This window comes from Streptomyces sp. NPDC087428 (assembly GCF_044744085.1).
In the GTDB taxonomy this organism is placed as follows: domain Bacteria; phylum Actinomycetota; class Actinomycetes; order Streptomycetales; family Streptomycetaceae; genus Streptomyces.
In genome coordinates this window covers 150,419-170,131 of record NZ_JBIUXR010000019.1, presented here as the reverse complement: position 1 = coordinate 170,131, position 19,713 = coordinate 150,419, and the positions used below count along the sequence as shown (strand labels likewise).

At 71.8% G+C, this 19,713-nt stretch carries 19 protein-coding genes and 1 tRNA gene; 9 read left to right on the top strand and 11 right to left on the bottom strand.

The window, feature by feature from the left end:
• Positions 1–172 precede the first annotated feature (172 nt).
• The gene (locus ACIO3R_RS33950; RefSeq protein WP_385037253.1) at positions 173–832 is read right to left on the bottom strand and encodes a hypothetical protein; all 660 of its coding nucleotides are present in this window, start codon (positions 830–832) and stop codon (positions 173–175) included.
• 47 nt (positions 833–879) lie between these two features.
• Between ACIO3R_RS33950 and ACIO3R_RS33945 the strand changes: the two genes are divergently transcribed.
• Entirely contained in the window at positions 880–1,068 is a 189-nt protein-coding gene (locus ACIO3R_RS33945) for a DUF5703 family protein (protein ID WP_250970632.1), read from the top strand.
• Between the two features lie 62 nt (positions 1,069–1,130).
• Here the strand turns inward: ACIO3R_RS33945 and ACIO3R_RS33940 are convergent, their stop codons facing one another.
• From ACIO3R_RS33940 to ACIO3R_RS33930, 3 genes are all read right to left on the bottom strand, one after another.
• Positions 1,131–1,928, bottom strand: a complete 798-nt coding sequence (locus ACIO3R_RS33940) for a chaplin (RefSeq protein ID WP_385037256.1) — start codon at positions 1,926–1,928, stop codon at positions 1,131–1,133.
• Between the two features lie 138 nt (positions 1,929–2,066).
• A complete protein-coding gene (locus ACIO3R_RS33935; RefSeq protein WP_362956332.1) occupies positions 2,067–2,300 on the bottom strand; it encodes a chaplin in 234 nt (77 codons plus the stop codon).
• Between the two features lie 144 nt (positions 2,301–2,444).
• Complete coding sequence (locus ACIO3R_RS33930; RefSeq protein WP_385037261.1) at positions 2,445–3,779, bottom strand: M20/M25/M40 family metallo-hydrolase; 1,335 nt, start codon at positions 3,777–3,779, stop codon at positions 2,445–2,447.
• Positions 3,780–3,962: 183 nt separating this feature from the next.
• On the opposite strand from ACIO3R_RS33930, the gene ACIO3R_RS33925 reads away from it, so the two are divergent.
• Positions 3,963–4,050 (top strand) — tRNA-Leu (locus ACIO3R_RS33925).
• A gap of 67 nt (positions 4,051–4,117) precedes the next feature.
• Here the strand turns inward: ACIO3R_RS33925 and ACIO3R_RS33920 are convergent.
• Entirely contained in the window at positions 4,118–5,236 is a 1,119-nt protein-coding gene (locus tag ACIO3R_RS33920; protein ID WP_402110868.1) for an FAD-dependent oxidoreductase, read from the bottom strand.
• Positions 5,237–5,289: 53 nt separating this feature from the next.
• On the opposite strand from ACIO3R_RS33920, the gene ACIO3R_RS33915 reads away from it, so the two are divergent.
• Entirely contained in the window at positions 5,290–5,982 is a 693-nt protein-coding gene (locus ACIO3R_RS33915; protein ID WP_402110866.1) for a TetR/AcrR family transcriptional regulator, read from the top strand.
• Here ACIO3R_RS33915 and ACIO3R_RS33910 read toward each other — a convergent pair.
• Positions 5,963–6,760: a dienelactone hydrolase family protein gene (locus ACIO3R_RS33910; protein WP_402110865.1), complete on the bottom strand. Its 798-nt coding sequence runs from the start codon at positions 6,758–6,760 to the stop codon at positions 5,963–5,965. The two genes, ACIO3R_RS33915 and ACIO3R_RS33910, sit on opposite strands and share 20 nt — an antisense overlap.
• Before the next feature lie 306 nt (positions 6,761–7,066).
• Here ACIO3R_RS33910 and ACIO3R_RS33905 point away from each other — a divergent pair, with 306 nt between their 5' ends.
• The 3 genes from ACIO3R_RS33905 to ACIO3R_RS33895 all read left to right on the top strand — a co-directional run bounded on the left by ACIO3R_RS33905 (position 7,067) and on the right by ACIO3R_RS33895 (position 10,367).
• Entirely contained in the window at positions 7,067–8,134 is a 1,068-nt protein-coding gene (locus tag ACIO3R_RS33905) for a hypothetical protein (protein WP_402110863.1), read from the top strand.
• Positions 8,131–9,336 carry a hypothetical protein gene (locus ACIO3R_RS33900; protein ID WP_402110861.1) on the top strand — a complete coding sequence of 402 codons (1,206 nt, stop codon included), beginning with the start codon at positions 8,131–8,133 and terminating at the stop codon, positions 9,334–9,336. The genes ACIO3R_RS33905 and ACIO3R_RS33900 overlap by 4 nt, the downstream gene beginning before the upstream one ends.
• A 95-nt stretch (positions 9,337–9,431) precedes the next feature.
• A complete protein-coding gene (locus ACIO3R_RS33895; protein ID WP_385037277.1) occupies positions 9,432–10,367 on the top strand; it encodes a pseudouridine synthase in 936 nt (311 codons plus the stop codon).
• Positions 10,368–10,388: 21 nt separating this feature from the next.
• Here the strand turns inward: ACIO3R_RS33895 and ACIO3R_RS33890 are convergent, their stop codons facing one another.
• Together ACIO3R_RS33890 and ACIO3R_RS33885 are read right to left on the bottom strand one after the other, a co-directional pair.
• Entirely contained in the window at positions 10,389–11,018 is a 630-nt protein-coding gene (locus ACIO3R_RS33890) for an MBL fold metallo-hydrolase (protein WP_385037280.1), read from the bottom strand.
• A complete protein-coding gene (locus tag ACIO3R_RS33885) occupies positions 11,018–12,103 on the bottom strand; it encodes an S-(hydroxymethyl)mycothiol dehydrogenase (RefSeq protein WP_385037283.1) in 1,086 nt (361 codons plus the stop codon). Before ACIO3R_RS33885 ends, ACIO3R_RS33890 begins: the two co-directional genes overlap by 1 nt.
• Positions 12,104–12,388: 285 nt before the next feature.
• Between ACIO3R_RS33885 and phsA the strand changes: the two genes are divergently transcribed.
• Complete coding sequence (gene phsA, locus ACIO3R_RS33880) at positions 12,389–14,269, top strand: O-aminophenol oxidase PhsA (RefSeq protein ID WP_385037299.1); 1,881 nt, start codon at positions 12,389–12,391, stop codon at positions 14,267–14,269.
• A gap of 54 nt (positions 14,270–14,323) precedes the next feature.
• Here phsA and ACIO3R_RS33875 read toward each other — a convergent pair whose 3' ends face one another.
• Together ACIO3R_RS33875 and ACIO3R_RS33870 are read right to left on the bottom strand one after the other, a co-directional pair.
• A complete protein-coding gene (locus tag ACIO3R_RS33875; RefSeq protein ID WP_402110859.1) occupies positions 14,324–15,955 on the bottom strand; it encodes an amidohydrolase in 1,632 nt (543 codons plus the stop codon).
• Positions 15,956–16,004: 49 nt separating this feature from the next.
• Positions 16,005–17,516 carry an APC family permease gene (locus tag ACIO3R_RS33870; RefSeq protein ID WP_385037289.1) on the bottom strand — a complete coding sequence of 504 codons (1,512 nt, stop codon included), beginning with the start codon at positions 17,514–17,516 and terminating at the stop codon, positions 16,005–16,007.
• 100 nt (positions 17,517–17,616) lie between these two features.
• Between ACIO3R_RS33870 and ACIO3R_RS33865 the strand changes: the two genes are divergently transcribed.
• Positions 17,617–18,330, top strand: coding sequence for a TetR/AcrR family transcriptional regulator (locus tag ACIO3R_RS33865; protein WP_402110856.1), 714 nt, complete (start codon positions 17,617–17,619; stop codon positions 18,328–18,330).
• A 25-nt stretch (positions 18,331–18,355) separates the two neighbouring features.
• Here ACIO3R_RS33865 and ACIO3R_RS33860 read toward each other — a convergent pair whose 3' ends face one another.
• On the bottom strand, positions 18,356–19,057 hold the full coding sequence (locus ACIO3R_RS33860) for an FCD domain-containing protein (protein ID WP_363025286.1): 702 nt from the start codon (positions 19,055–19,057) through the stop codon (positions 18,356–18,358).
• A 144-nt stretch (positions 19,058–19,201) separates the two neighbouring features.
• Here ACIO3R_RS33860 and ACIO3R_RS33855 point away from each other — a divergent pair, with 144 nt between their 5' ends.
• Complete coding sequence (locus ACIO3R_RS33855; RefSeq protein ID WP_402110854.1) at positions 19,202–19,711, top strand: gluconokinase; 510 nt, start codon at positions 19,202–19,204, stop codon at positions 19,709–19,711.
• The last annotated feature ends 2 nt before the right edge of the window (positions 19,712–19,713 follow it).

Sequence of the window (19,713 nt, the reverse complement as noted above, 5' to 3'; positions counted from 1 at the left end):
GGGGGGGGTGGGGGGGGGTGGTGTTTTTCGTTGGCGTTTGTGTTGTGTGGGGGGGGGGGGGGGGGGGGGTTGGGGGGGGGGGGGCGGGGGGGGGGGGGGGGGGGGGGGGGGTGGGGGGGGGGGGGGGGGGGGGGGGCCCCCCCCCCCCCCCGCCCCTCCGGCACGGCACCGGTCAGGAGCCGTCCCTCGCCAGACCGTCCAGTTCCCCGTCCAGCTCGTCCTCGTCGAAGACGGCACTGGCGTCGAACCGGCAGATCACCAGCTGCGGGTCCGCGTCGTCGAAGGGCGCGCCCAGCCACTCCCCCGGCTCCGGCAGTTCGTCCGCCGCCGCGACCCAGAGGGTGGAGTCACCCTCCTCAAGGCCGAATTCCGTGTGCCGGGAGGCGATCTCGTCCGCCTCGTACTCCCCGAACACCACCCCCAGCGCCGCGTGGACGCTGCCGCCGACCACGGCCGCGCTCCCGCTGCCCCGGCTGTCCGGGTCCAGGTCCGCGAGCCGCTGCGCCTGGGCGAGCAGCCGCTGCGGCTCCACCACCGCGTAGTCGCGGCGGATCAGCACACTGAGTGCGTTCGGCTCCTCGGGACCGCTGTAGGGCGGCAGGGAGTCCTCCGCGCCCGGAATCTCGAAGGGGGTGACCTCGTCGTGGCGGTCGTAGAGGAGTTCGTCATAGACCTCCGCCGCAGCGGCCAGTGCGTTGAACGCGTCGTAAACAGCGGGGTCGTCGTCCCCGGACCGGCGTTCGACCGCGTCGAGGTGACGGTCGAGCGCGACCTTGACCGCATCGGCGGCGGCGCGTACCTCGGCAGCAGATGGCTGCGCAGCATCAGACATAGGGCAGACGCTATCCGTACAGGGGCTCTGCCCGCACAATAGATGCGATGCCGGAATACGAATTTGTCGACGTGTACGTGCCGCGCGGGGTGTCCCGGAAGGAGACGACCCGCCTGCTGACCGACCATGCGGAGTACGGGCACTGGGAGTTGGACCGGCTGTCGCTGCGTCGCGACGGCAGCCGCCGGGTCCGGCTGCGCCGGCGGATCATCCGCCAGCTACGGGCCACCTGGTGAAACGGAGCGGGCCCCGCTGCCGCGGGGCCCGCTCCCTTCGCCGTTGCCTGGTGCCGGTTCTGCTAGGCGGCCCTGCCGCGGCGGTAGAGCACCGTGCCCGCGCCCGCCAGCAGCAGACCCACGCTCGCCGGGATCAGCACGTCGAGGCCGCCCGATCCGGTGTGTGCGAGCTGCGGGGTGCCCTGGGGCATGCTCCGCGGCTCCGGCACGTTCGGGACGGTGCGCGGTCCGGGCGCCGGCGGTGCCTCATGGGTGACCGGGGTCACCGGAGGCGGGGCCGGAACGTCGACCTGCGGCGTGCTCTCGTTCTCGCACGTGTTGCCGAAGCTGGGGTTCAGCAGCCCGATGACGTCGATGCTGTTCCCGCAGGCGTTCACGGGGATGTCGATGGGGACCTGGACCTGGTTGCCCGAGAGCAGACCGGGTGAGCCCTGTGCGTACCCCTCCGCCGTCGCCCCGCCCCCGTTGCCGCCGCGGACGGCCCGGTGCTTGCCGGTGCCCGTCCGCGCCCCCTGGCCGCGGTCGTCCGACGCGCGATTGCCGGAGGTCCGGCTGTCCGACGCGTGGGCGCCCGACGTACCCGCGGTCGATCCGGTCCGGCCCGCGGCCGCACCTCCCGAACCGTTTTTGCAAGTGTTTCCCATGGCCGGGTTGAGTAGTCCGACGACGCTCACGGAGTTACCGCAGACGTTCACCGGAACCTCGACCGGGATCTGTACCGAATTCCCTGAAAGCACCCCCGGGGAATTCGATGCGCCGCCGGACGCTCCCGCGTCGGCGTGCGCGTAGCCGCCACTGAGCGCGAGAACGCCGCCCGCGGCCGCCATGGTGATCAGGCCTTTACGCGTGACCTGTCGCATAGGTTGTTTCCTGCCTTCTGCCTTCCGGAATACCCCCGGACTTGACCGTGCGGAGGCAAAGGACCCGGCGGCCCCGGAGCACGTGGCGCGCACTCCGGGGCCGACCGGGCTCAAACCCTTGCGGGTTGACGCACAACGTCAGGCGTTGACGCAGGTGTTGCCGAAGGTGGGGTTCAGCAGCCCGATCACGGAGACGCTGTTGCCGCACAGGTTCACGGGAACGTGAACCGGAACCTGGATGACGTTGCCCGAGAGCACGCCGGGGCTGCCGATAGCGGCACCCTGGGCGCCGGAGTCGGCGACGGCCATGCCGGCGCCCGCGAGCACCAGACCACCGGTGACAGCCGCAGCGGCGACGATCTTCTTGATCATTATTCCTCCTAGTTGGCCAATGCGGTCCCAGCCGCGGACCGCATCACCTGTAACGAGGAGAAGGCAATCGGGCTACGAGCAGGAAGCCCCTTTCACTCATTCCGGTCTGTACGCACACGCTGTCGATTAAGTCGGCGCGAGGGTTCAGCTGTTGTCGATGAAACGGTCAAGAACCCGGACACCGAACTTCAGGCCGTCGACCGGCACCCGCTCGTCCACACCGTGGAACATGCCCGCGAAATCGAGCTCCGGGGGGAGCTTCAGCGGGGCGAATCCGAAGCAGCGGATACCCAGGTCGTCGAAGGACTTGGCGTCCGTACCGCCCGAGAGCATGTACGGGACCGCGCGGGCGATCGGGTCCTCCGCCTTGAGCGCGATCTGCATCGCGTCCACCAGCGAACCGTCGAAATCGGTCTCCAGTGCCTTGTCGCCGTGCACGTCCTCGCGCTTGACGCGCGGGCCGAGGATCCGGTCGAGGTCGGCCAGGAACTCCTGCTCGTACCCCGGCAGGAAGCGGCCGTCGACATGGGCGGTGGCCTGCCCGGGGATCACGTTCACCTTGTAGCCCGCGCCCAGCATGGTGGGGGCGGCGGAGTTGCGCAGGGTGGCGCCGACCATTTTCGCGATGCCGCCCAGCTTGGCCAGCGTGGCGTCCATGTCCTCGGGGTCCAGCGGGGTGCCCAGCGCGTCGGACAGCTCGTCCAGGAAGGACCGCACCGTCTTGGTCACCCGCACCGGCCACGTGTGCCGGCCGAGCCGCCCGACCGCCTCGCACAACTCGGTGATCGCGTTGTCGTCGTTGGTCATGGAACCGTGGCCGGCCGTGCCGTCCACGGTCAGCCGCATCCAGTGCATGCCCTTCTGCGCGGTCTCCACGAGGTAGAGCCGCAGGTTCTCGTTGACCGTGAACGAGAAGCCGCCGACCTCGCCGATCGCCTCGGTGACGCCCTCGAACAGATCGGGGTGCTTGTCGACGAGATAGCGGGCCCCGTAGGTGCCGCCCGCCTCCTCGTCCGCGAGGAAGGCCAGCACGATGTCCCGCGGGGGCTTGCGGCCGCTGCGCATCCGCTCGCGCACGACCGCGAGGGTCATCGCGTCCATGTCCTTCATGTCGACCGCGCCGCGGCCCCACACGCAGCCGTCCGCGATCTCGCCCGAGAAGGGGTGGTGCGTCCAGTCGTCGGCGTTCGCCGGGACGACGTCGGTGTGGCCGTGGATCAGCAGGGCCGGCTTGGAGGAGTCCTCGCCCTCGATCCGCGCCACCGTGGAGGCACGGCCCTTGTGGGACTCGAAGATCTGCGGCTCCAGCCCGACCTCGGCGAGCTTCTCGGCCACGTACTCGGCGGCCAGCCGCTCGCCCGGCCCCGAATGGTCCCCGTAGTTGCTGGTGTCGATCCGGATCAGATCACGACAGAGGTCCACGACCTCGTTCTCGGCGCTCTCGCCCGAGCCGGTCCGGGCCGCTCTGGTCTCGCTCACGCTGGTTCCTTCCACTGTCGCTGCGGTGCTCCCCCTCATCTTCCCGCGCCCGCCCCGCACACCCAAGGCCCCCCACCTCTCGTCATGCGCCCTTCACACAGACCCGGGCGTGATCGAGCACCTCTCAATGTTTGCTATGGTTTTCCACGTCGGAACGGGCACGGCCCGCGAGACAGACACCTGGTCCGGGTGGCGGAATGGCAGACGCGCTAGCTTGAGGTGCTAGTGCCCTTTATCGGGCGTGGGGGTTCAAGTCCCCCCTCGGACACCAGCAGGAACCCCACTTCGTGTGGGGTTTTTCTGTTTCTCGGGCTGCGCCGTGCCCGCGCGCCCGGCGGTCAGGACGGCTGGACCTCGTCGAAGACTGCGAGGGCCTCGGCGGGGTCCGGGCCCACGAGGCGTTCCAGACCGGCCGCCGTCATCCTCGCCCACCTGGCGGCCCGTGCCCACATCTGCTCCTCGAAGGCGCGGACGGTCTCGTCCAGGTCTCCGGCGCCGGTGGCGACGGACTCGGCGAGTTCGGCGCCTTCCAGCATCGCGAGGTTCGCGCCCGCCCCCAGAGGGGGCATCAGATGGGCGGCGTCGCCCAGGAGTGTCACCCCGGGGACATGGGCCCAGGTGTGGGACACGGGCAGGACGTGGAGAGGGCGGTGGGCGAAGGCGGTGCCGCGGCGGAGGAGATCGAGGACGGGAGCGGCCCAGCCGTCGAACAGCGCCAGCAGACTCGATCGCACGGCCTCGACGTCGGCCAGGTCCAGGTTCTCGTACCGGTCCAGCGGTGCGCGGAACTGGGCGTACACCTTGACGTGGCCGCCGCTGTTGCGCTGGGCGACGAGGGCCCGGTTCACACCGAACACAGCCAGGGAACCGTCGCCGACCAGCTGGGCGAGATCGGGGTGGCGGGTGTCGACGTCGTCCAGGGAGGTCTCGACATAGGTGACGCCGGTGTAGTGCGGTGTCGCCGACGAGAGCGCCGGACGGATCCGGGACCAGGCACCGTCCGCGCCGACCACCAGGTCGAACGTCTCCCGCCGCCCGTCCGCGAAGTGGACCAGTGCGCCGCCCCTGGTCCCCGGCACCACCCGCGTCACGTCCCGGCCCCACTGGACGTCGAGGGGGCCGAGCAGCAGGTCACGGAGTTGCCCGCGGTCGATCTCGGGATTGGCCCGGTCATCCGGACCGGGCCGCCAGTCGCGCAGGACGGCTCCGTCCGTGTCCAGGATGCGCATGGCCTGCCCCTCGGGGCGGGACAGCTTATGGAACTCCGCCAGCAGCCCCGCCTTGTCCAGCGCGAGCTGGCCCAGCTCTTCCTGCAGGTCCAGGGTGCCGCCCGGGGGGCGGGCGTCGGGGGCGGGATCGCGTTCGAGGACGGCTACGGGGTAGCCATGGCGGTGCAGGACACGGGCGAAGGTGAGGCCGGCCGGACCGCTGCCGACCACGGCGATGCGATGTCTCATGTCGATACACTGTATTGCCGCGATGCAATGTCTCGCAAGCGTACGATGTGGCCATGACTGTGTGGGACCGGCCGGAGCCGCCGATGCGCCCCGTTCCGCTCGACCGGGAGCGGATCGTCGCCGCCGCCGTCGCGCTGGCCGACGAGGGCGGGCTGGAGGCTGTGTCGGTGCGCAAGGTCGCCGCCCGGCTGAACGCGGGCCCGATGCGGCTGTACGGATACATCTCCACCAAGGAGGAGCTGTTCGACCTCATGCTGGACGAGGTCCAGGCGGAGATCCTTCCCGAGGAGCAGCCCCGGGACTGGCGGGAGGCGCTGCACGTCCTCGCCCACCGCACCCGGCGGGCCGCTCTCCGTCATGAATGGCTGGCCGATCTGCTCGGCGGCCGCCCGGCCCTGGGACCGAACGGCCTCGCCGTGGGCGAGGCCACGCTGTCCGCCCTCGACGGCCTCGCCGACATCGACACCGTCATGCGCGCCGTGGAGACCGTCAGCGCCTACTTCAACGGCGCGATCAGACGGGAGGTCACGAACCTGCGGGCCGAGCGCGCCACGGGCCTGTCCAAGCACGACTGGCAGCGCGCCCGCGGCCCGCATCTGACGAGGATGCTGGCCACGGGCCGCTTCCCGGCGCTGTCCAAAGCCGTGCACGACGGCACCGACGTGGACGCCGAGGCATCCTTCGCCACCGGTCTGGACTGGGTCCTCGACGCCGTGGCCGCCAGGCTCACCCTGCCGCCGGCCTGACGCCCGTCTCACGGTGGCGGCCGGGTCCGCGCCGCCACCTCAGTCGGCCATCGGCCAGGGTGCGGCCCAGGAGGGGCAGCAGGCTGTCCCAGTGGCACCGCAGCCCGGAGGCGCTGAACGCGTCCGTGTCGGACATGGTGAAGCCGTGGACGGTACCGGGGTAGATCTCGGAGGCGTGGCCGACACCCGCCGCGTCCAGGGACCGGTTGAGCTCACGGAGCGCCTCGGGTGTCATGTCGCCCTCGGCGTGGCCGAGGTACACCTCGGCGGTGAGCCCGGCGAAGAGGCCGGGCCCGTCGGCGCCCACGGGGGCGTGGAATCCGGCGACGGCGGCCACCTGTCCGGAGTGGGCGGCAGCGGTGCGCATCGCCAGGAGGCCGCCGATGCAGTATCCGGTCACCGCGACCGGACCGGCGCCCACCTCGGGCCGGGTGGTGAGGAAACGAAGGTAGGCGCCGGCGTCACTCAGGACGCGTTCAGCGGTGTGCGCCTGGATCAGGGGCATCACCTGGGCCATGACCCGGGGCCGGTCCTCTTCCCCGATGTGCTCGGGGAGTTCGATCACCGGCACCGGACCGTGCCGGTGGAAGAGATGGGGGACGAGCACGTAGTACCCGTGTCCGGCCAGTCCGAGAGCCATCTCCCGCAGCGCGGGCCGGATACCGAAGCCGTCCGCGTACATCAGCACCCCTGGGTGCCGCTCGCCGCGGTCGGGGAAGGCGGCGAAGGCGTCGGCCTGGCCGTCCGCGGTGGGAATCCGCAGCGTCTTGCCGGGCATGAGTCTCTCCTGTCGTGGTTGACGTATGGATCTGTGGTCAGCACGACAGGAGGCGGAGCCCGCGCGGCAGCGCCGGACCCTCGGTCGGACAGCGGGCCGATTCCGGCCCGTACAGCGCTCAGTGGAGCGCCGGGTCGCCAATCCGTGTGTGGCGCAAGGCCGTCCCGGTAGTCATCGCCGCGCAGCATGGCCCACCGGCCCGGAGCGGTGCCGGCAGCCGGCTCCAACCCTCCTGCCTGCCACGGCCGGTGACGCCGTAGCATCGGCGGCCTGCTTGTCCGTCGCGGTTCGCAAGGGGGAAATGTCATGGTCAGCGGGGGAAGACGGCGGGCCACGGTCCTTGCCGGGGTGGTCACCGGGGCGGTGCTCGCGTCCGGCATCGGCCTCTGGGCCACCGATAGCTGGCCGTTCCGCGACTCCTACTGCTGGGGAGCGTGGGAGCAGGACAGCGGCGCGTCGTTCCTCGGCGACGAGGCGCTCGGCAAGTCCGGATCGGAGCGGCGGGCCACCGAGTCCGCGCCGCCCTCAGCCGCTCGGCCGCACGGCACCTGCACCCTGGCGGTGACCTCAGAGGTCGAGGACGACGACTCGGACCGGCCGCTCACCTTCAAGGAGCAGATCACCCTGGAGTACGGGCCGGTCCCCGCCGGCGCGAAGGAGCGCCGGGCCTGGATAGCCCAGTACTTCCACGGCTCGGCCTCGCCGCTCCCGGACGGGCTCGACGGGCTGGTCGCCGGTGACCGGGCCATGCTGGTGCTGCCTCAGGAGTGCGACGCGGACGGCAGGCCGTCGGCCGTGACGATCCGGAGCGACAGCTCGGGCGACGGCCATCTCGGCAAGGTGGCCATGCCGTTCGCGATCGGCAGCACCGCCGATGTCGGCCGGATGCTGCTCGACGCCGCCAACACCACGATGAGGAAAGCCGGTTGCGCACCCGGCAAGCCGCTGCGCACGGCCTCGCCCCTCGTGACGGTGGCCGAGGACGACGAGCGGGCGGGCAGTCCGCTGTGCCGGATACCCGGCATGACCTTCGACTTCGGCGAGGGTTCGCGCTACCAGCAGCAGGTGGGCGCGGTCACCGACCGGCTCCAGACGTGTTCGGTGGTGTGGCAGACCGCGCGCGCACCCGACGAACTGTCGGCACAGTATGTGATGGCGGGCCGGCCGCGCATGGTCGCACTGTTCGACGGCCTTCCCGCGGGCGCCGCGCACGGCCTGCTGCGCACGACCTGCGGTGGCCGTCCGACGGTGTTCTACGGAAACGTCGAGACCGGTCTGAAGGGCCGGGGCAGACCCGACGACCGGCGGGTGTTCGACCGCTTCGCGGAGTCCGTGGGCCGGCGCATCGGGTGCGGGGACGGTGAGAACGCGTGAGCGAGGACAAGTACCCCGAGAACGCCGGCCCCGACGGAACCGCGCCCACCCCTCCCGAGGGCCCCGGCCCCGACCGGGAGGAGTCCGCCGTCCCGGCGGGCGACCGCCCCTCCTTCGTGCGCCGCCTGCTGCGGAGCCGTACGGCCCGTGCCGTCACCGCCGCCGGTCTGGCCGGCGCGCTGCTCGGCGCCGGTGCCGTCGCCTGGCGCACCGACACCCTTCCGTTCCTCGGGCCCGCTCCCTGCTGGGACTCGCTCGGCGACGCCACCGTGACGGAGCTCTTCGGTGACCGCAGGACCGAGGTCGCCGAGCAGTCGCTGCAGAGCGGCCGGCAGGGTGACGGGCTGTCGTACGGGCAGTGCCGCATCACCAGTTTCAAGAACGACCGGGCCGTCCGTCAGGTGACCGTCGACGTGCACCAGCTGGACGGTCTGCGAGGGACCGACGGAAGGCAGTGGCCCCGGGAGTTCCTGGCGGCCGGCATGGTGTCGCTGGGCGAGGGGCTCCCCGGCATGGCGTCCGCGTCGCGCGGCTGGCTGGCGCTGCCGCAGGGCTGCACGGGGCGCGGCGAGTTCTCCGGACCCACCGTGGTGGACGTCAGCATGGGCATGGCGGGTCTGGACGTCACGTCGGAGCTCGCACGGGAGGACCGTGTGGCCCTCACCGACACCCTGGTGGAGGCGGCCAACGGGGTCATCCGGTCCTTCGGCTGCTCGGGCAGCTACCGGTCACCGCGGACCCTGCCGGCTGTCGTGGCCTGGCAGGACACCGACGTGGCCGCCCTCTGCGGCACCAAGGGGCTCGCCCTGCCGGCGGCGTACCGCAAGGAGTTGTCGCGCACCCGGGTCAGCGGTGGCGACGACGGCCCGGCCCGGGTCTGCGAGGTCGGGGGCGGCTCCCGCGAGCCGGTGCTGCGGATGACGACGGTGGTGGACCCGGCGCTGGCCGAGATCTTCTCCTGGGACGTGCTGCGCTCCGGCGTTCCCGTCAAGGGCACCAAGGGCTACGGGAGGCTGGCCGGGGACCGGGCGGTGTACCGGGCGTCCTGTCAGACCGGTCCCGTGGTGTTCGTGGTGGAGCAGCTGTCGCAGACGGACAAGGGCGAGTTCGGGCTCACCGATGATCTGCTGCCCGGCTATGTCGCGGCGGAGGCCGAGCGCATCGGCTGCGGCACCGAGAAGGTGACGCCGCCGCGCGCCTGACGGGTCCGGCGCGCGGGGCGCCGTTCCTGTGGAAGGATTCTCCGCACCATGAGAACCAGCACCCCGGGGCCGGGCAGAACAGCGGGCGGGCTCCGGTGAGGGGCCGCGCGAAGCCTCCCCCGTCGCCGCTGCCGCAGCGTGACGGGATCGATCCGGTCCGGGTGCGGCTCCCGGAGGATCCGGACGGGCAGTGGCCCACGGTCCGTGATCATCTGCTGGCGCGGTTCGGCGAGGCGATCGGGGCGGACCGGGTCGACGCCATGCTCGCGGGCGGCCTGTTCGTCTCGGTCCGGGGCGCGGTGACGGGCCGGGAGCCGTACGGGGCGGGGCGGTACCTCTGGTTCCACCGGGACTTCGCGCCGGAGGAGCCGGTGCCGTTCCCGGTCGGTGTCGTGTACCGGGACGAGCACCTGGTCGTCGCGGACAAGCCGCACTTCCTGGCGACGACACCGCGCGGCCGGCACATCACGGAGACGGCGGTGGCCCGGCTCCGCCGCGAGCTGGGCGCTCCCCTGCTCCAGCCGGCGCACCGGCTGGACCGGCTGACGGCGGGACTGGTGCTGTTCGTCGTCCGGCCCGAGGAGCGGGGCGCGTACCAGACGCTGTTCCGGGACCGCCTGGTGCGCAAGGAGTACGAGGCGGTGGCTCCGTACGACCCGCGGCTGGTCCTCCCGCGCACGGTGCGCAGCCGCATCGTGAAGGAGCGCGGGGTGATCGCCGCGCGCGAGGAGCCGGGCGAGCCGAACAGCGAGAGCCGGATCGAGCTGCTGGCGCACCGGGAGGGGCTCGGGCGGTACCGGCTGCTGCCCGCCACCGGGCGGACGCATCAGCTGCGGGTCCATATGAACAGCCTGGGGCTGCCGCTCGTCCATGACCCGGTCTATCCGGTGGTCGAGGCGGAGGGTGCGCCCGACGACTGGTCGCGCCCGCTCCAACTGCTGGCACGGGTGCTGGAGTTCACCGATCCGGTCACGGGAGGGCCGCGCCGCTTCGAGAGCGGGCTGCGGCTCTCCGCGTGGCCGGAGGGGTGAGCGCCGGCACCCGTGCCGTCGTCAGTGGCCGCGGGCGATCCATTCGTCCAGGTGCGGGGCCTCCGCGCCGATGGTCGTGGAGTCGCCGTGTCCGGTGCGGACGGCGGTGGCCGGGTCCAGGGCGAGCAGCCGGTCCCTGATCGAGGCGACGATCGTCGGGAAGTGGGAGAACGACCGGCCGGTGGCGCCGGGTCCGCCCTGGAAGAGCGTGTCACCGGTGAAGACGGTGGACAGCTCGGGGGCGTACAGGCAGACGGCGCCGGGCGCGTGGCCGGGGGTGTGCAGGACGGTGAGGCTCGTCCCGGCGATGCTCAGCTCCTGGCCGTCGGCCAGTTCGCCGTCGGGGGCCCGGTCCGGGTGGGTCTGCTTCCACAGCGGCAGGTCGTCGGGGTGCAGCAGGATCGGCGCGCCGGTGGCGTCGGCGAGCGCGGGTGCCGCGTCGATGTGGTCGTTGTGCGCGTGGGTGCAGATGATGGCGCGCAGCGTGCGGCCGCCGAGTGCGGCCTCGATGGCGGCGGCGTCGTGGGCGGCGTCGATGACGACCGCCTCGGTGTCGTCCCCGACGATCCACACGTTGTTGTCGACGTCCCATTCGCCGCCGTCGAGGGCGAAGGTGCCGGAGGTGACGAGGTGGTCGATGCGGGCGGTCATCAGAACACCACCACCGAGCGCAGGACGTCGCCGTCGTGCATCCGGGCGAAGGCCTGCTCGATGTCGCCGAGTCCGATGGTCTCGGTGACGAACGCGCCGAGGTCGATCCGGCCCTGCTGGTGCAGGTCGATGAGCATCGGGAAGTCGCGCGAGGGCAGGCAGTCGCCGTACCAGGAGGACTTGAGCGAGCCGCCGCGGCCGAAGACGTCCAGGAGCGGGAGCTCGATCTGCATCTCCGGGGTGGGGACGCCGACCAGGACGACGGTGCCGGCCAGGTCGCGGGCGTAGAACGCCTGCTTGTACGTCTCCGGGCGGCCGACCGCCTCGATGACGACGTCGGCGCCGTTACCGCCGGTGAGCGCGCGGATGGCCTCGACCGGGTCCTGGGTGCGGGAGTTGACGGTGTGCGTGGCACCCATCTTCTTCGCCGTCTCCAGCTTGCGGTCGTCGATGTCCACGGCGATGATCTTCGCCGCTCCGGCCAGCCGGGCGCCGGCGATCGCCGCGTCACCGACACCACCGCAGCCGATGACGGCGACGGAGTCGCCGCGGCCGACCTCGCCGGTGTTGATGGCGGCGCCGATGCCCGCCATGACGCCGCAGCCGAGGAGTCCGGCGACGGCCGGGGCGACCTCGGGGTCGACCTTGGTGCACTGGCCGGAGGCGACCAGGGTCTTCTCGGCGAACGCGCCGATGCCGAGTGCGGGCGACAGCTCCGTGCCGTCCAGCAGGGTCATCTTCTGCTTGGCGTTGTGGGTGTCGAAGCAGTACCAGGGGCGGCCGCGCAGACAGGCCCGGCACTGTCCGCACACCGCGCGCCAGTTGAGGACGACGAAGTCGCCCGGTGCCACGTCCGTGACGCCCTCGCCGACGGACTCCACGACCCCCGCGGCCTCGTGGCCGAGGAGGAAGGGGAACTCGTCGTTGATGCCGCCCTGCTTGTAGTGCAGGTCGGTGTGGCACACGCCGCACGCCTGGATCTTCACCACGGCCTCACCGGGGCCGGGGTCCGGGATGACAATCGTCTCGACCCGTACCGGCTCGTTCTTTCCCGGTGCGATGACCCCTTGTACCTGCTGCGCCATTCCCGTGGTCTCCCTTTCCCGACTTTTACTGAGATCGATCACGAACAACCGTACGCGGTGCGAGCGTGTCACGGCGGCGCGCCGCGTTGGCGCGAACCGGGTGCCGTTCCCCGGCACGAACGCACCCGTTTCGGACAGAGGGTACGCAGCACTGAACTGTGCCCGGTTCCCCGACGTCCTTCCCGGTGCAGAGGGAGCCCGGAGCCGGTACCTGCGGGGGCAGGGGCCCGGGTTGTGAAGCTGACGGATCACGGGGGAAGTACCTTGACCGAGACTGCCGTACGCATGGGCGTACACACGGAGAAGATCAGCGGGGAACACGAGGACATCGGGGCGCGGGTCGGCGGACTCGTCCCCTACACGGACGCGTTGACCGTACCGCCGGTGCTGCGTCCGCACAGCGGGAACGTGCTCACGGAGACGGAGATCGCGCTCACCCCGGCCTGGGTGCGGCTGCACGCGCAGCTGCCGCCGACCCTGATGTGGGGCTACAACGGCACGGTGCCCGGTCCGACGATCGAGGTGCGGCGCGGGCAGCGGATCAGGATCGCCTGGACCAACCGCATCCCGAAGGGGAGCGAGTACCCGGTCACCGCCGTGGAGGTGGGCCCGGTGAAGCCGGGTGAGCCGGCGCCGCACAACCGGCCGGGCCGGGACGGCGTCGAGCCGGACGCGGACGTCGCGGCGCTGCCCGCCTGGACGGTGACGCATCTGCACGGCGCGCAGACGGGCGGCGGCAACGACGGCTGGGCGGACAACGCGGTCGGCCACGGCGACGCGCAGCTCTCCGAGTACCCGAACGATCACCAGGCCGCGCAGTGGTGGTACCACGACCACGCGATGAACATCACCCGGTGGAACGTGTACGCCGGTCTCGTCGGCACCTATCTGATCCGGGACGACGAGGAGGACGCGCTCGGTCTGCCGTCGGGCGGCCGGGAGCTGCCGCTGATCCTCACGGACCGCAATCTGGACACCGACGAGGACGGCCGGCTCAACGGGCGGCTGCTGCACAAGACGACCACGGTCGTGGAGGCCGACCCGGAGACCGGGAAGCCGGTCTCGCTGCCGTTCCTGGGGCCGTACACCACGGTCAACGGCCGCATCTGGCCGTACCTGGACGTGGACGACGCCTGGTACCGCTTCCGGCTCGTCAACGCCTCCAACGCGCGGATCTACGATCTGGTGCTGGTCGACGACGAGAACAACCCGGTCCCCGGCGTCATCCGGCAGATCGGCAGCGACGGCGGGCTGCTGCCGCGCCCGGTGCCGGTCGATTTCGACGAGGTGCTGCCGACGCTGCGGATCGGCCCGGCCGAGCGGATGGACCTGCTGATCGACTTCTCGTCGCTGGCGGGCCGCCGGGTCCGCCTGGTCAACAAGGGGAAGCTCGCCCCCGGAGTGCCGGACCCGGCGGCGGACGTGCCGTTCCCGCAGGTGATGGAGTTCCGGGTACGGGAGACGGGGCGCCGGGACGGCTTCGAGCTGCCCGAGGTGCTGTCCGGTTCCTTCCGGCGGTACGAGCACGGCCAGGTGGAGCACGGGCATCGGCTCGTCGTGCTGACCGCGCCCGGCACGCTCGGGGGCGGCGGCCACCCGGAGATCTGGGAGATGACGGAGGTCGAGGACGCCGCCGGGGTGGTGGTGCCGTCGGACGGCGTGATCCAGGTGCGGGGCGAGGACGGCACCGTGCGCACGTACCGCAGGACCGCGCGGACCTTCAACGACGGTCTCGGGTTCACGGTCGGCGAGAGCACGTACGAGCAGTGGTCGTTCCTCAACCTGGGTGTGCCGACGCATCCGATGCACATCCATCTGACGGACTTCCAGGTGATGGGCCGGGAGGCGTACAGCCTGGACGGTTTCGACCCGGCGGTCGGCGGGACCCGTTCCCCGGTGGAGTTCGACCACGGCACCGCGGTCCCGACGCCGCCGAACGAGCGGGGGTGGAAGGACGTCTTCCTGGTCCCCCAGGGGCAGCTGGTGAAGGTGCTCGGCCTGTTCGACGGGGCGTACGGACGGTTCATGTACCACTGCCATCTGCTGGAGCACGAGGACATGGGCATGATGCGGCCGTTCGTCGTGATGCCGCCCGAGGCCATGAAGTTCGACCACGGCGCCGGGCACGGCGGTGGCCACGGCGGCCACGAGGGGCACACCGGCTGATCCTGCCGGAGCCACGGCATCCCTCCGCGTGGCCGCGCGGAGGGATGCCGGGTGTCAGTCCCCGTACACCCGGCGGCCGCCCACGTACGTGCCGATGACCCGTGCCTCGGCGATCTGCTCGACGGGGGCGGCGTACGGGTCACGGTCCAGGACCACCAGGTCGGCCAGGGCGCCGGCGCGGATGCTTCCGGTGTCGTCGAGGTGGTTCACGTACGCCGAGCCAGCCGTGTACGCGGCGAGGGCGTCCGTGAGGGAGATCCGTTCCCCCGGAAGGAAGGCCGGTCCGTCCCCCCGGGGTGCGACGCGGTTGACCGCGGTGTGGATGCCCTGGAGCGGATCGGCGCTGCTGACCGGCCAGTCCGAGCCGGCGGCCACGGTGGCGCCGGAGCGCAGGAGCGCGCCGAACGGGTACTGGAGCGCGGCGCGTTCCTCGCCGAGGAAGGGGATGGTCAGCTCGTCCATCTGCGGTTCGTGGGCGGCCCAGAGCGGCTGGATGTTGGCCGTGGCCCCGAGGGCGCGGAAGCGGGGGATGTCGTCGGGGTGGACGATCTGGAGGTGGGCGAGGTGCGGGCGGGTGCCGGTGTGCCCGTTGGCGGTGCGGGCGGCCTCGACGGCGTCCAGCGCCTCGCGCACCGCGCGGTCGCCCAGCGCGTGGAAGTGGGTCTGGAATCCTGCGGCGTCCAGTTCGGTGACGTAGCGGCGCAGTTCGACGGGGTCGACGAAGCTGGTGCCGCTGTTGGCGGTGGCGCAGCCGCAGGCGTCGAGGTAGGGGGCGAGGAGCGCCGCGGTGCCGGTCTCCGCGACGCCGTCCTGCATGATCTTCACCGATCCGGCGCGGAACCGCCGGCCGCTCAGCGCCTCGCGCCGGGCGACGAGGCCGGGCAGCTGCTCGGTGCCGCGCTCCCGGTCCCACCACAGGGCGCCGACGACGCGGGCGGTGAGCGAGCCGTCGCGGTCGGCCGTCAGATAGGCGTCGGAGGCGTCGTCCATCGCGCCGTACTCGCCGACGATGGCGTCCTGCCAGGCGGTGATGCCGTACGCGTGCAGCAGCCGTTGGGCGCGCAGCAGGGCGTCGATCCGGTCGGCGGCGCTGGAGCAGGGGGTGTGGCGGGCGACCAGGTCCATGGCGCCCTCCTGGAGGAGTCCGGTGGGTTCGCCGCGGGCGTCGCGTTCGATGCGGCCGTCGGCCGGGTCCTGGGTGTGCCGGTCGATCCCGGCGAGGGCGAGCGCCCGGGTGTTGACCCAGGCCCCGTGGTGGTCGCGGTTGAACAGGTAGGCGGGGCGGTCGGGCACGGCGGTGTCGAGCTGCTCCCTGGTGGGGGCGCCGCCCTCGAAGGCGTCCATGGACCAGCCGCCGCCGGTGATCCACTCCCGTGCCGGGTGCGCGTCGGCGTAGGCCCGTACCGCGGCGACGGTGGCGGTGGCGTCCCCGGCGTCCGTGAGGTCGCACTGCGCGAGTTCGAGGCCGGCGGTGACCGGGTGGACGTGTGCGTCCTGGAAGCCGGGCAGCAGGAGGCGTCCGGCGAGGTCGACCACCTCGGTGCGCGGGCCGATGAGTTCGCGTACCTCGTCGTGGCCGACGGCGGTGATCCGGTCGCCGCTGACGGCGACGGTGGTGGCGCGGGTGCGGGCGGCGTCCGTCGTGTGGACGGGACCGCCGGTGAACACGAGGTCGGCGTGGGCCATGGGGGTTCCGTTCGGTGTGGTGGTGCGGTCGGTATGCGGACGGGCGGGGTCAGGCCGGGCCGGCGACGGGCTCCGCGAGGGCGTCCGGCGGCACGGACCGGCCGGTGACGAAGTAGGGGGACTTCCTTGCCCACTTGGCCCAGGCGGCCGCGACGACACCGGTCAGCAGCATGACGGCCGGGCAGAAGAGCATGAACCACCCGTTGTCGGGGCTGACCTCGAAGTGGTCGGCCGAGCGGTAGAACGTCCAGCAGAGGTAGCCGCCGAGGCCGAGCAGCACGACGGCGCTGGCCACGGGGAGCACCACGGCCCGCAACGCCGGTACCCAGCCCTCCCGCAGGGCGCCGCGGAAGCGCGCCGCGGCCGCCAGCGCGGTGAGGGCGTAGTAGAGCGCGACGACGACGCCGATCGCGTTCACGGACGCCAGGATCAGGTCACCGACCTTCGGGATGAGGAGCGAGAGCACGGCGATGGCGGCGGCGACGCACCCGATGACGACGGTCCCGGCGGCGGGGGTGCCGTACCGCGGGCTGACCTTCGTCCACAGCGGTCCGAGCGTGCGGTCGCGGCTCATCGCGAACATGCCGCGCACGGTCGGTATCACCCCGGACTGGAGGGAGGCGACGGCGGAGAAGGTGAGGGCGGTCAACGGCAGGGCGGCGAGCGGCTGATCGGCCAGCCGGTCGCCGAAGTAGGTGAGCCCCTGGGCGCCGTGGCCGGTCAGCTCGTCGAGCGACAGGACGCGCTGGAAGGCGAAGGAGCCGAGCAGGAACAGGCCCAGCATGGTGAAGAGCGTGATGATCCCGGCCCTGGAGGCGTCCCGGGGGTCACGGATCTCCTCGGTGACGCTGAACGTGGACTCGAAGCCCCAGAAGCAGAAGACGGAGAGCAGGAGTCCCTGGGCGAGCTGCTGCGCGGAGGGGATGGTGAACGGGTTGATCCAGTCGAGGCTGAACGGGTGCGGGCCGGCGAACAGTCCGTATCCGCAGAAGCCGAGCAGGACGACGTACTCGAAGACGAGCAGGTACTTCTGGAGGTTGGCGGCCGACCGGATACCGGTGATCGCGGTGAAGGTGACGGCGACCAGGACGACGATGCCGAGGGCGGTCGACTGGGCGGTGGAGTCGGGGTCGAGCCGGAGACCGGCCAGCCGGTGCAGCCCGCCCTCCCCCGCGAGCTGGAGGAGCGCGGAGCCGGTGACCGTCGTGGTGTAGGCCAGGAAGACGACCGTGGAGACGATGCCGATCCAGCCGACGAGGAAGCCGAGCCAGGGGCTCAGCGAGCGGCCGACCCAGACGTATCCGCTGCCCATGTTCGGCTCGACCCTGTTGAGCCGGGAGTAGGCACTCGCGATGCCCAGGATCGGCAGGAACGCCAGCAGCATGATGATCGGCAGATGCAGGCCGACCGCGCCCGCGGTGACACCGAGTCCGATGCCGATGCTCGTGGTGGCGGCGGTCGACGAGGCCGCGATGACGACCCCGTCCACCAGGCCGAGGCTCTTGCGCAGGGCCGCGGGTGCGGGTGGTCCGTCACCGTGGGGAGTACGAGAGGGCGTCACGATCGCTCCTTCACCGGGGGGCGCGTTTCGGCCCCGATGGCGGCACATCGAACTCCCCGGGGGTTCCACAGGTCAACACTGTTGTCATAAGGTGCCCGGCATGAAGGCGAGCGAGCGGGTGGTACCGGAGGGCGCACGGCGCCGCAGGCGGCCCACCAAGCAGGGCACGGTGCTCTCGGAGCAGCTGATCGTGGAGACGGCGCTGCGGCTGATCGGCGAGCACGGGGCCGCGGCGCTGACCGTGCGCCGGCTCGGCGCGGCCCTGGGATGCGATCCGAGCGCGCTCTACCGGTACTTCCGGGACACCGACGAACTGCTGCTGGCGGTCGCCGACGAGCTGATCGGCCGGACCCTGCGCACCTGGCGGCCGACCGGCGACTGGCGGGCCGATCTGCAAACGCTGGGGCTGCGGATGCACGCGGACTACCTGGCTCATCCGCAGGCGGCGATGCTGACCTGTGCCCGGGTGACGGGCCGGACGCAGGAGGTCGGGTCGGTCGAGGCGATTCTCGGGGTGCTGCGGGGTGCGGGCTTCCCGGATGCCGAGGCGGTGCGGGTCTACCACGTCTTCGTCGACCTGACGCTGTCGTTCGCGGCGCTGGACGCCTCGACGCTGGTGCTCTCGGAGCGGTCGCGGGCCCTGGAGTCCCGGGCCTGGCCGGAGATCTACGCCCGGCAGCCGGCGCGGACCCACCCGAACATCGCGGCGACCGCGCCGGTGCTGGTCGCGGAGATGGGCCGCAGTGGGTATCCGGCGGCGCTGCGGATGGTGCTCGCGGCGGCCGCCGCGCGGCTGCAGCACGTGGGGCCGTAGGGACGGCAGGCCGAGGGCGGCCGGATCAGGGGGCGAGCACGTCGAGTTCGTGCAGGGCGCCCACCGCGATCTCCTTCGTCAGCCGCTCCGCCTCCGCGGCGTCGCCCTCGCGCACCGCTTCGGCGAGCCGGACATGGAGGGTGACGGCCGCCGGGTCGGGGTCCTCGAACATCACCTGGTGGTGGGTGCGCCCCGCCAGGACCTCGGCGACGACGTCGCCCAGGCGCGCGAACATCTCGTTGCCGGAGGCGTTGAGCACGATCCGGTGGAAGGCGATGTCGTGTTCGAGGTACCCCTCCAGCTGCTGGCCGCGCGAGGTGGCGACCATGCCCAGGGCCCGTTCGGTGAGCTGTGCGCACTGTTCCGGGGTGGCGTGGCGGGCGGCGAGCGAGGCGGCGACGGGCTCGATCGCCGAGCGAAGGACCGTCAGTGAGCGCAGCTGGCGCGGGCGGTCGGCGCCGGCCAGCCGCCACCGGATGACCTGCGGGTCGTAGACGTTCCACTCCTCGGCGGGCCGCACGGTCACGCCGACCCGGCGCCGGGACTCGACCAGGTGCATGGACTCCAGGACGCGGATCACTTCCCGTACGACCGTGCGCGAGACATCGAATCGCTGGGCCAGTTCATCAGTACGCAGCACCTGACGGGGCAGGTGTTCACCCGCTGCGATCTCCAGACCAAGGGTGTCCAGCACATGTGTATGCAGCCCCTGGCCCTGTGTGGTCATGAGCACAAGAGTACGGGGAGCCTCAGGAGCACATTAAGTACGACGTTTATGTCACAGCATCTTGAATAAGTCGTACGTATAGGTTTCAGTAGCGCGACGGACCGATGTCGAGGAAGACATCGAAGAGAACAGCGAGGCACCGTAATGAGCACCCCCCACGTCGTCGTGGTGATGGGCGTGGCAGGGACCGGCAAGACCACGATCGGTCCCCTGCTCGCCGCCGCACTGGGCGTTCCGTACGCCGAGGGCGACGACTTCCATCCGCCCGCGAACATCGCCAAGATGTCGGCCGGCACCCCGCTGGAGGACGCCGACCGGTGGCCCTGGCTCGACGCGATCGGGCAGTGGGCACACGGCCGGGCCGGGCTCGGCGGCGTGGTGAGCAGCTCCGCGCTGAAGCGGGTCTACCGTGACCGGCTGCGCGGCGAGGCCCCCGGTGCCCTGTTCCTGCATCTGACCGGCGAACGGTCCCTGATCGAGGAACGGATGGCGGACCGCAAGGGCCACTTCATGCCGGCCGCGCTCCTCGACTCGCAGTTCGCCACCCTTCAGCCCCTTGAGGACGACGAGGCCGGCGTCGCCGTGGATGTGTCCGGCACCCCCGAAGAGATAACCCAGCGAGCCGTCGCGGCACTGCGCCGGCTGGACAGCTAAGG

Coding starts and splice junctions, on each gene's coding strand:
- ACIO3R_RS33950 (WP_385037253.1), bottom strand. CDS start 832: ATGTCTGATGCTGCGCAGCCATCTGCTGCCGAGGTACGCGCCGCCGCC.
- ACIO3R_RS33945 (WP_250970632.1), top strand. CDS start 880: ATGCCGGAATACGAATTTGTCGACGTGTACGTGCCGCGCGGGGTGTCC.
- ACIO3R_RS33940 (WP_385037256.1), bottom strand. CDS start 1,928: ATGCGACAGGTCACGCGTAAAGGCCTGATCACCATGGCGGCCGCGGGC.
- ACIO3R_RS33935 (WP_362956332.1), bottom strand. CDS start 2,300: ATGATCAAGAAGATCGTCGCCGCTGCGGCTGTCACCGGTGGTCTGGTG.
- ACIO3R_RS33920 (WP_402110868.1), bottom strand. CDS start 5,236: ATGAGACATCGCATCGCCGTGGTCGGCAGCGGTCCGGCCGGCCTCACC.
- ACIO3R_RS33915 (WP_402110866.1), top strand. CDS start 5,290: ATGACTGTGTGGGACCGGCCGGAGCCGCCGATGCGCCCCGTTCCGCTC.
- ACIO3R_RS33910 (WP_402110865.1), bottom strand. CDS start 6,760: ATGCCCGGCAAGACGCTGCGGATTCCCACCGCGGACGGCCAGGCCGAC.
- ACIO3R_RS33905 (WP_402110863.1), top strand. CDS start 7,067: ATGGTCAGCGGGGGAAGACGGCGGGCCACGGTCCTTGCCGGGGTGGTC.
- ACIO3R_RS33890 (WP_385037280.1), bottom strand. CDS start 11,018: ATGACCGCCCGCATCGACCACCTCGTCACCTCCGGCACCTTCGCCCTC.
- ACIO3R_RS33885 (WP_385037283.1), bottom strand. CDS start 12,103: ATGGCGCAGCAGGTACAAGGGGTCATCGCACCGGGAAAGAACGAGCCG.
- phsA (WP_385037299.1), top strand. CDS start 12,389: ATGGGCGTACACACGGAGAAGATCAGCGGGGAACACGAGGACATCGGG.
- ACIO3R_RS33875 (WP_402110859.1), bottom strand. CDS start 15,955: ATGGCCCACGCCGACCTCGTGTTCACCGGCGGTCCCGTCCACACGACG.
- ACIO3R_RS33865 (WP_402110856.1), top strand. CDS start 17,617: ATGAAGGCGAGCGAGCGGGTGGTACCGGAGGGCGCACGGCGCCGCAGG.
- ACIO3R_RS33860 (WP_363025286.1), bottom strand. CDS start 19,057: ATGACCACACAGGGCCAGGGGCTGCATACACATGTGCTGGACACCCTT.
- ACIO3R_RS33855 (WP_402110854.1), top strand. CDS start 19,202: ATGAGCACCCCCCACGTCGTCGTGGTGATGGGCGTGGCAGGGACCGGC.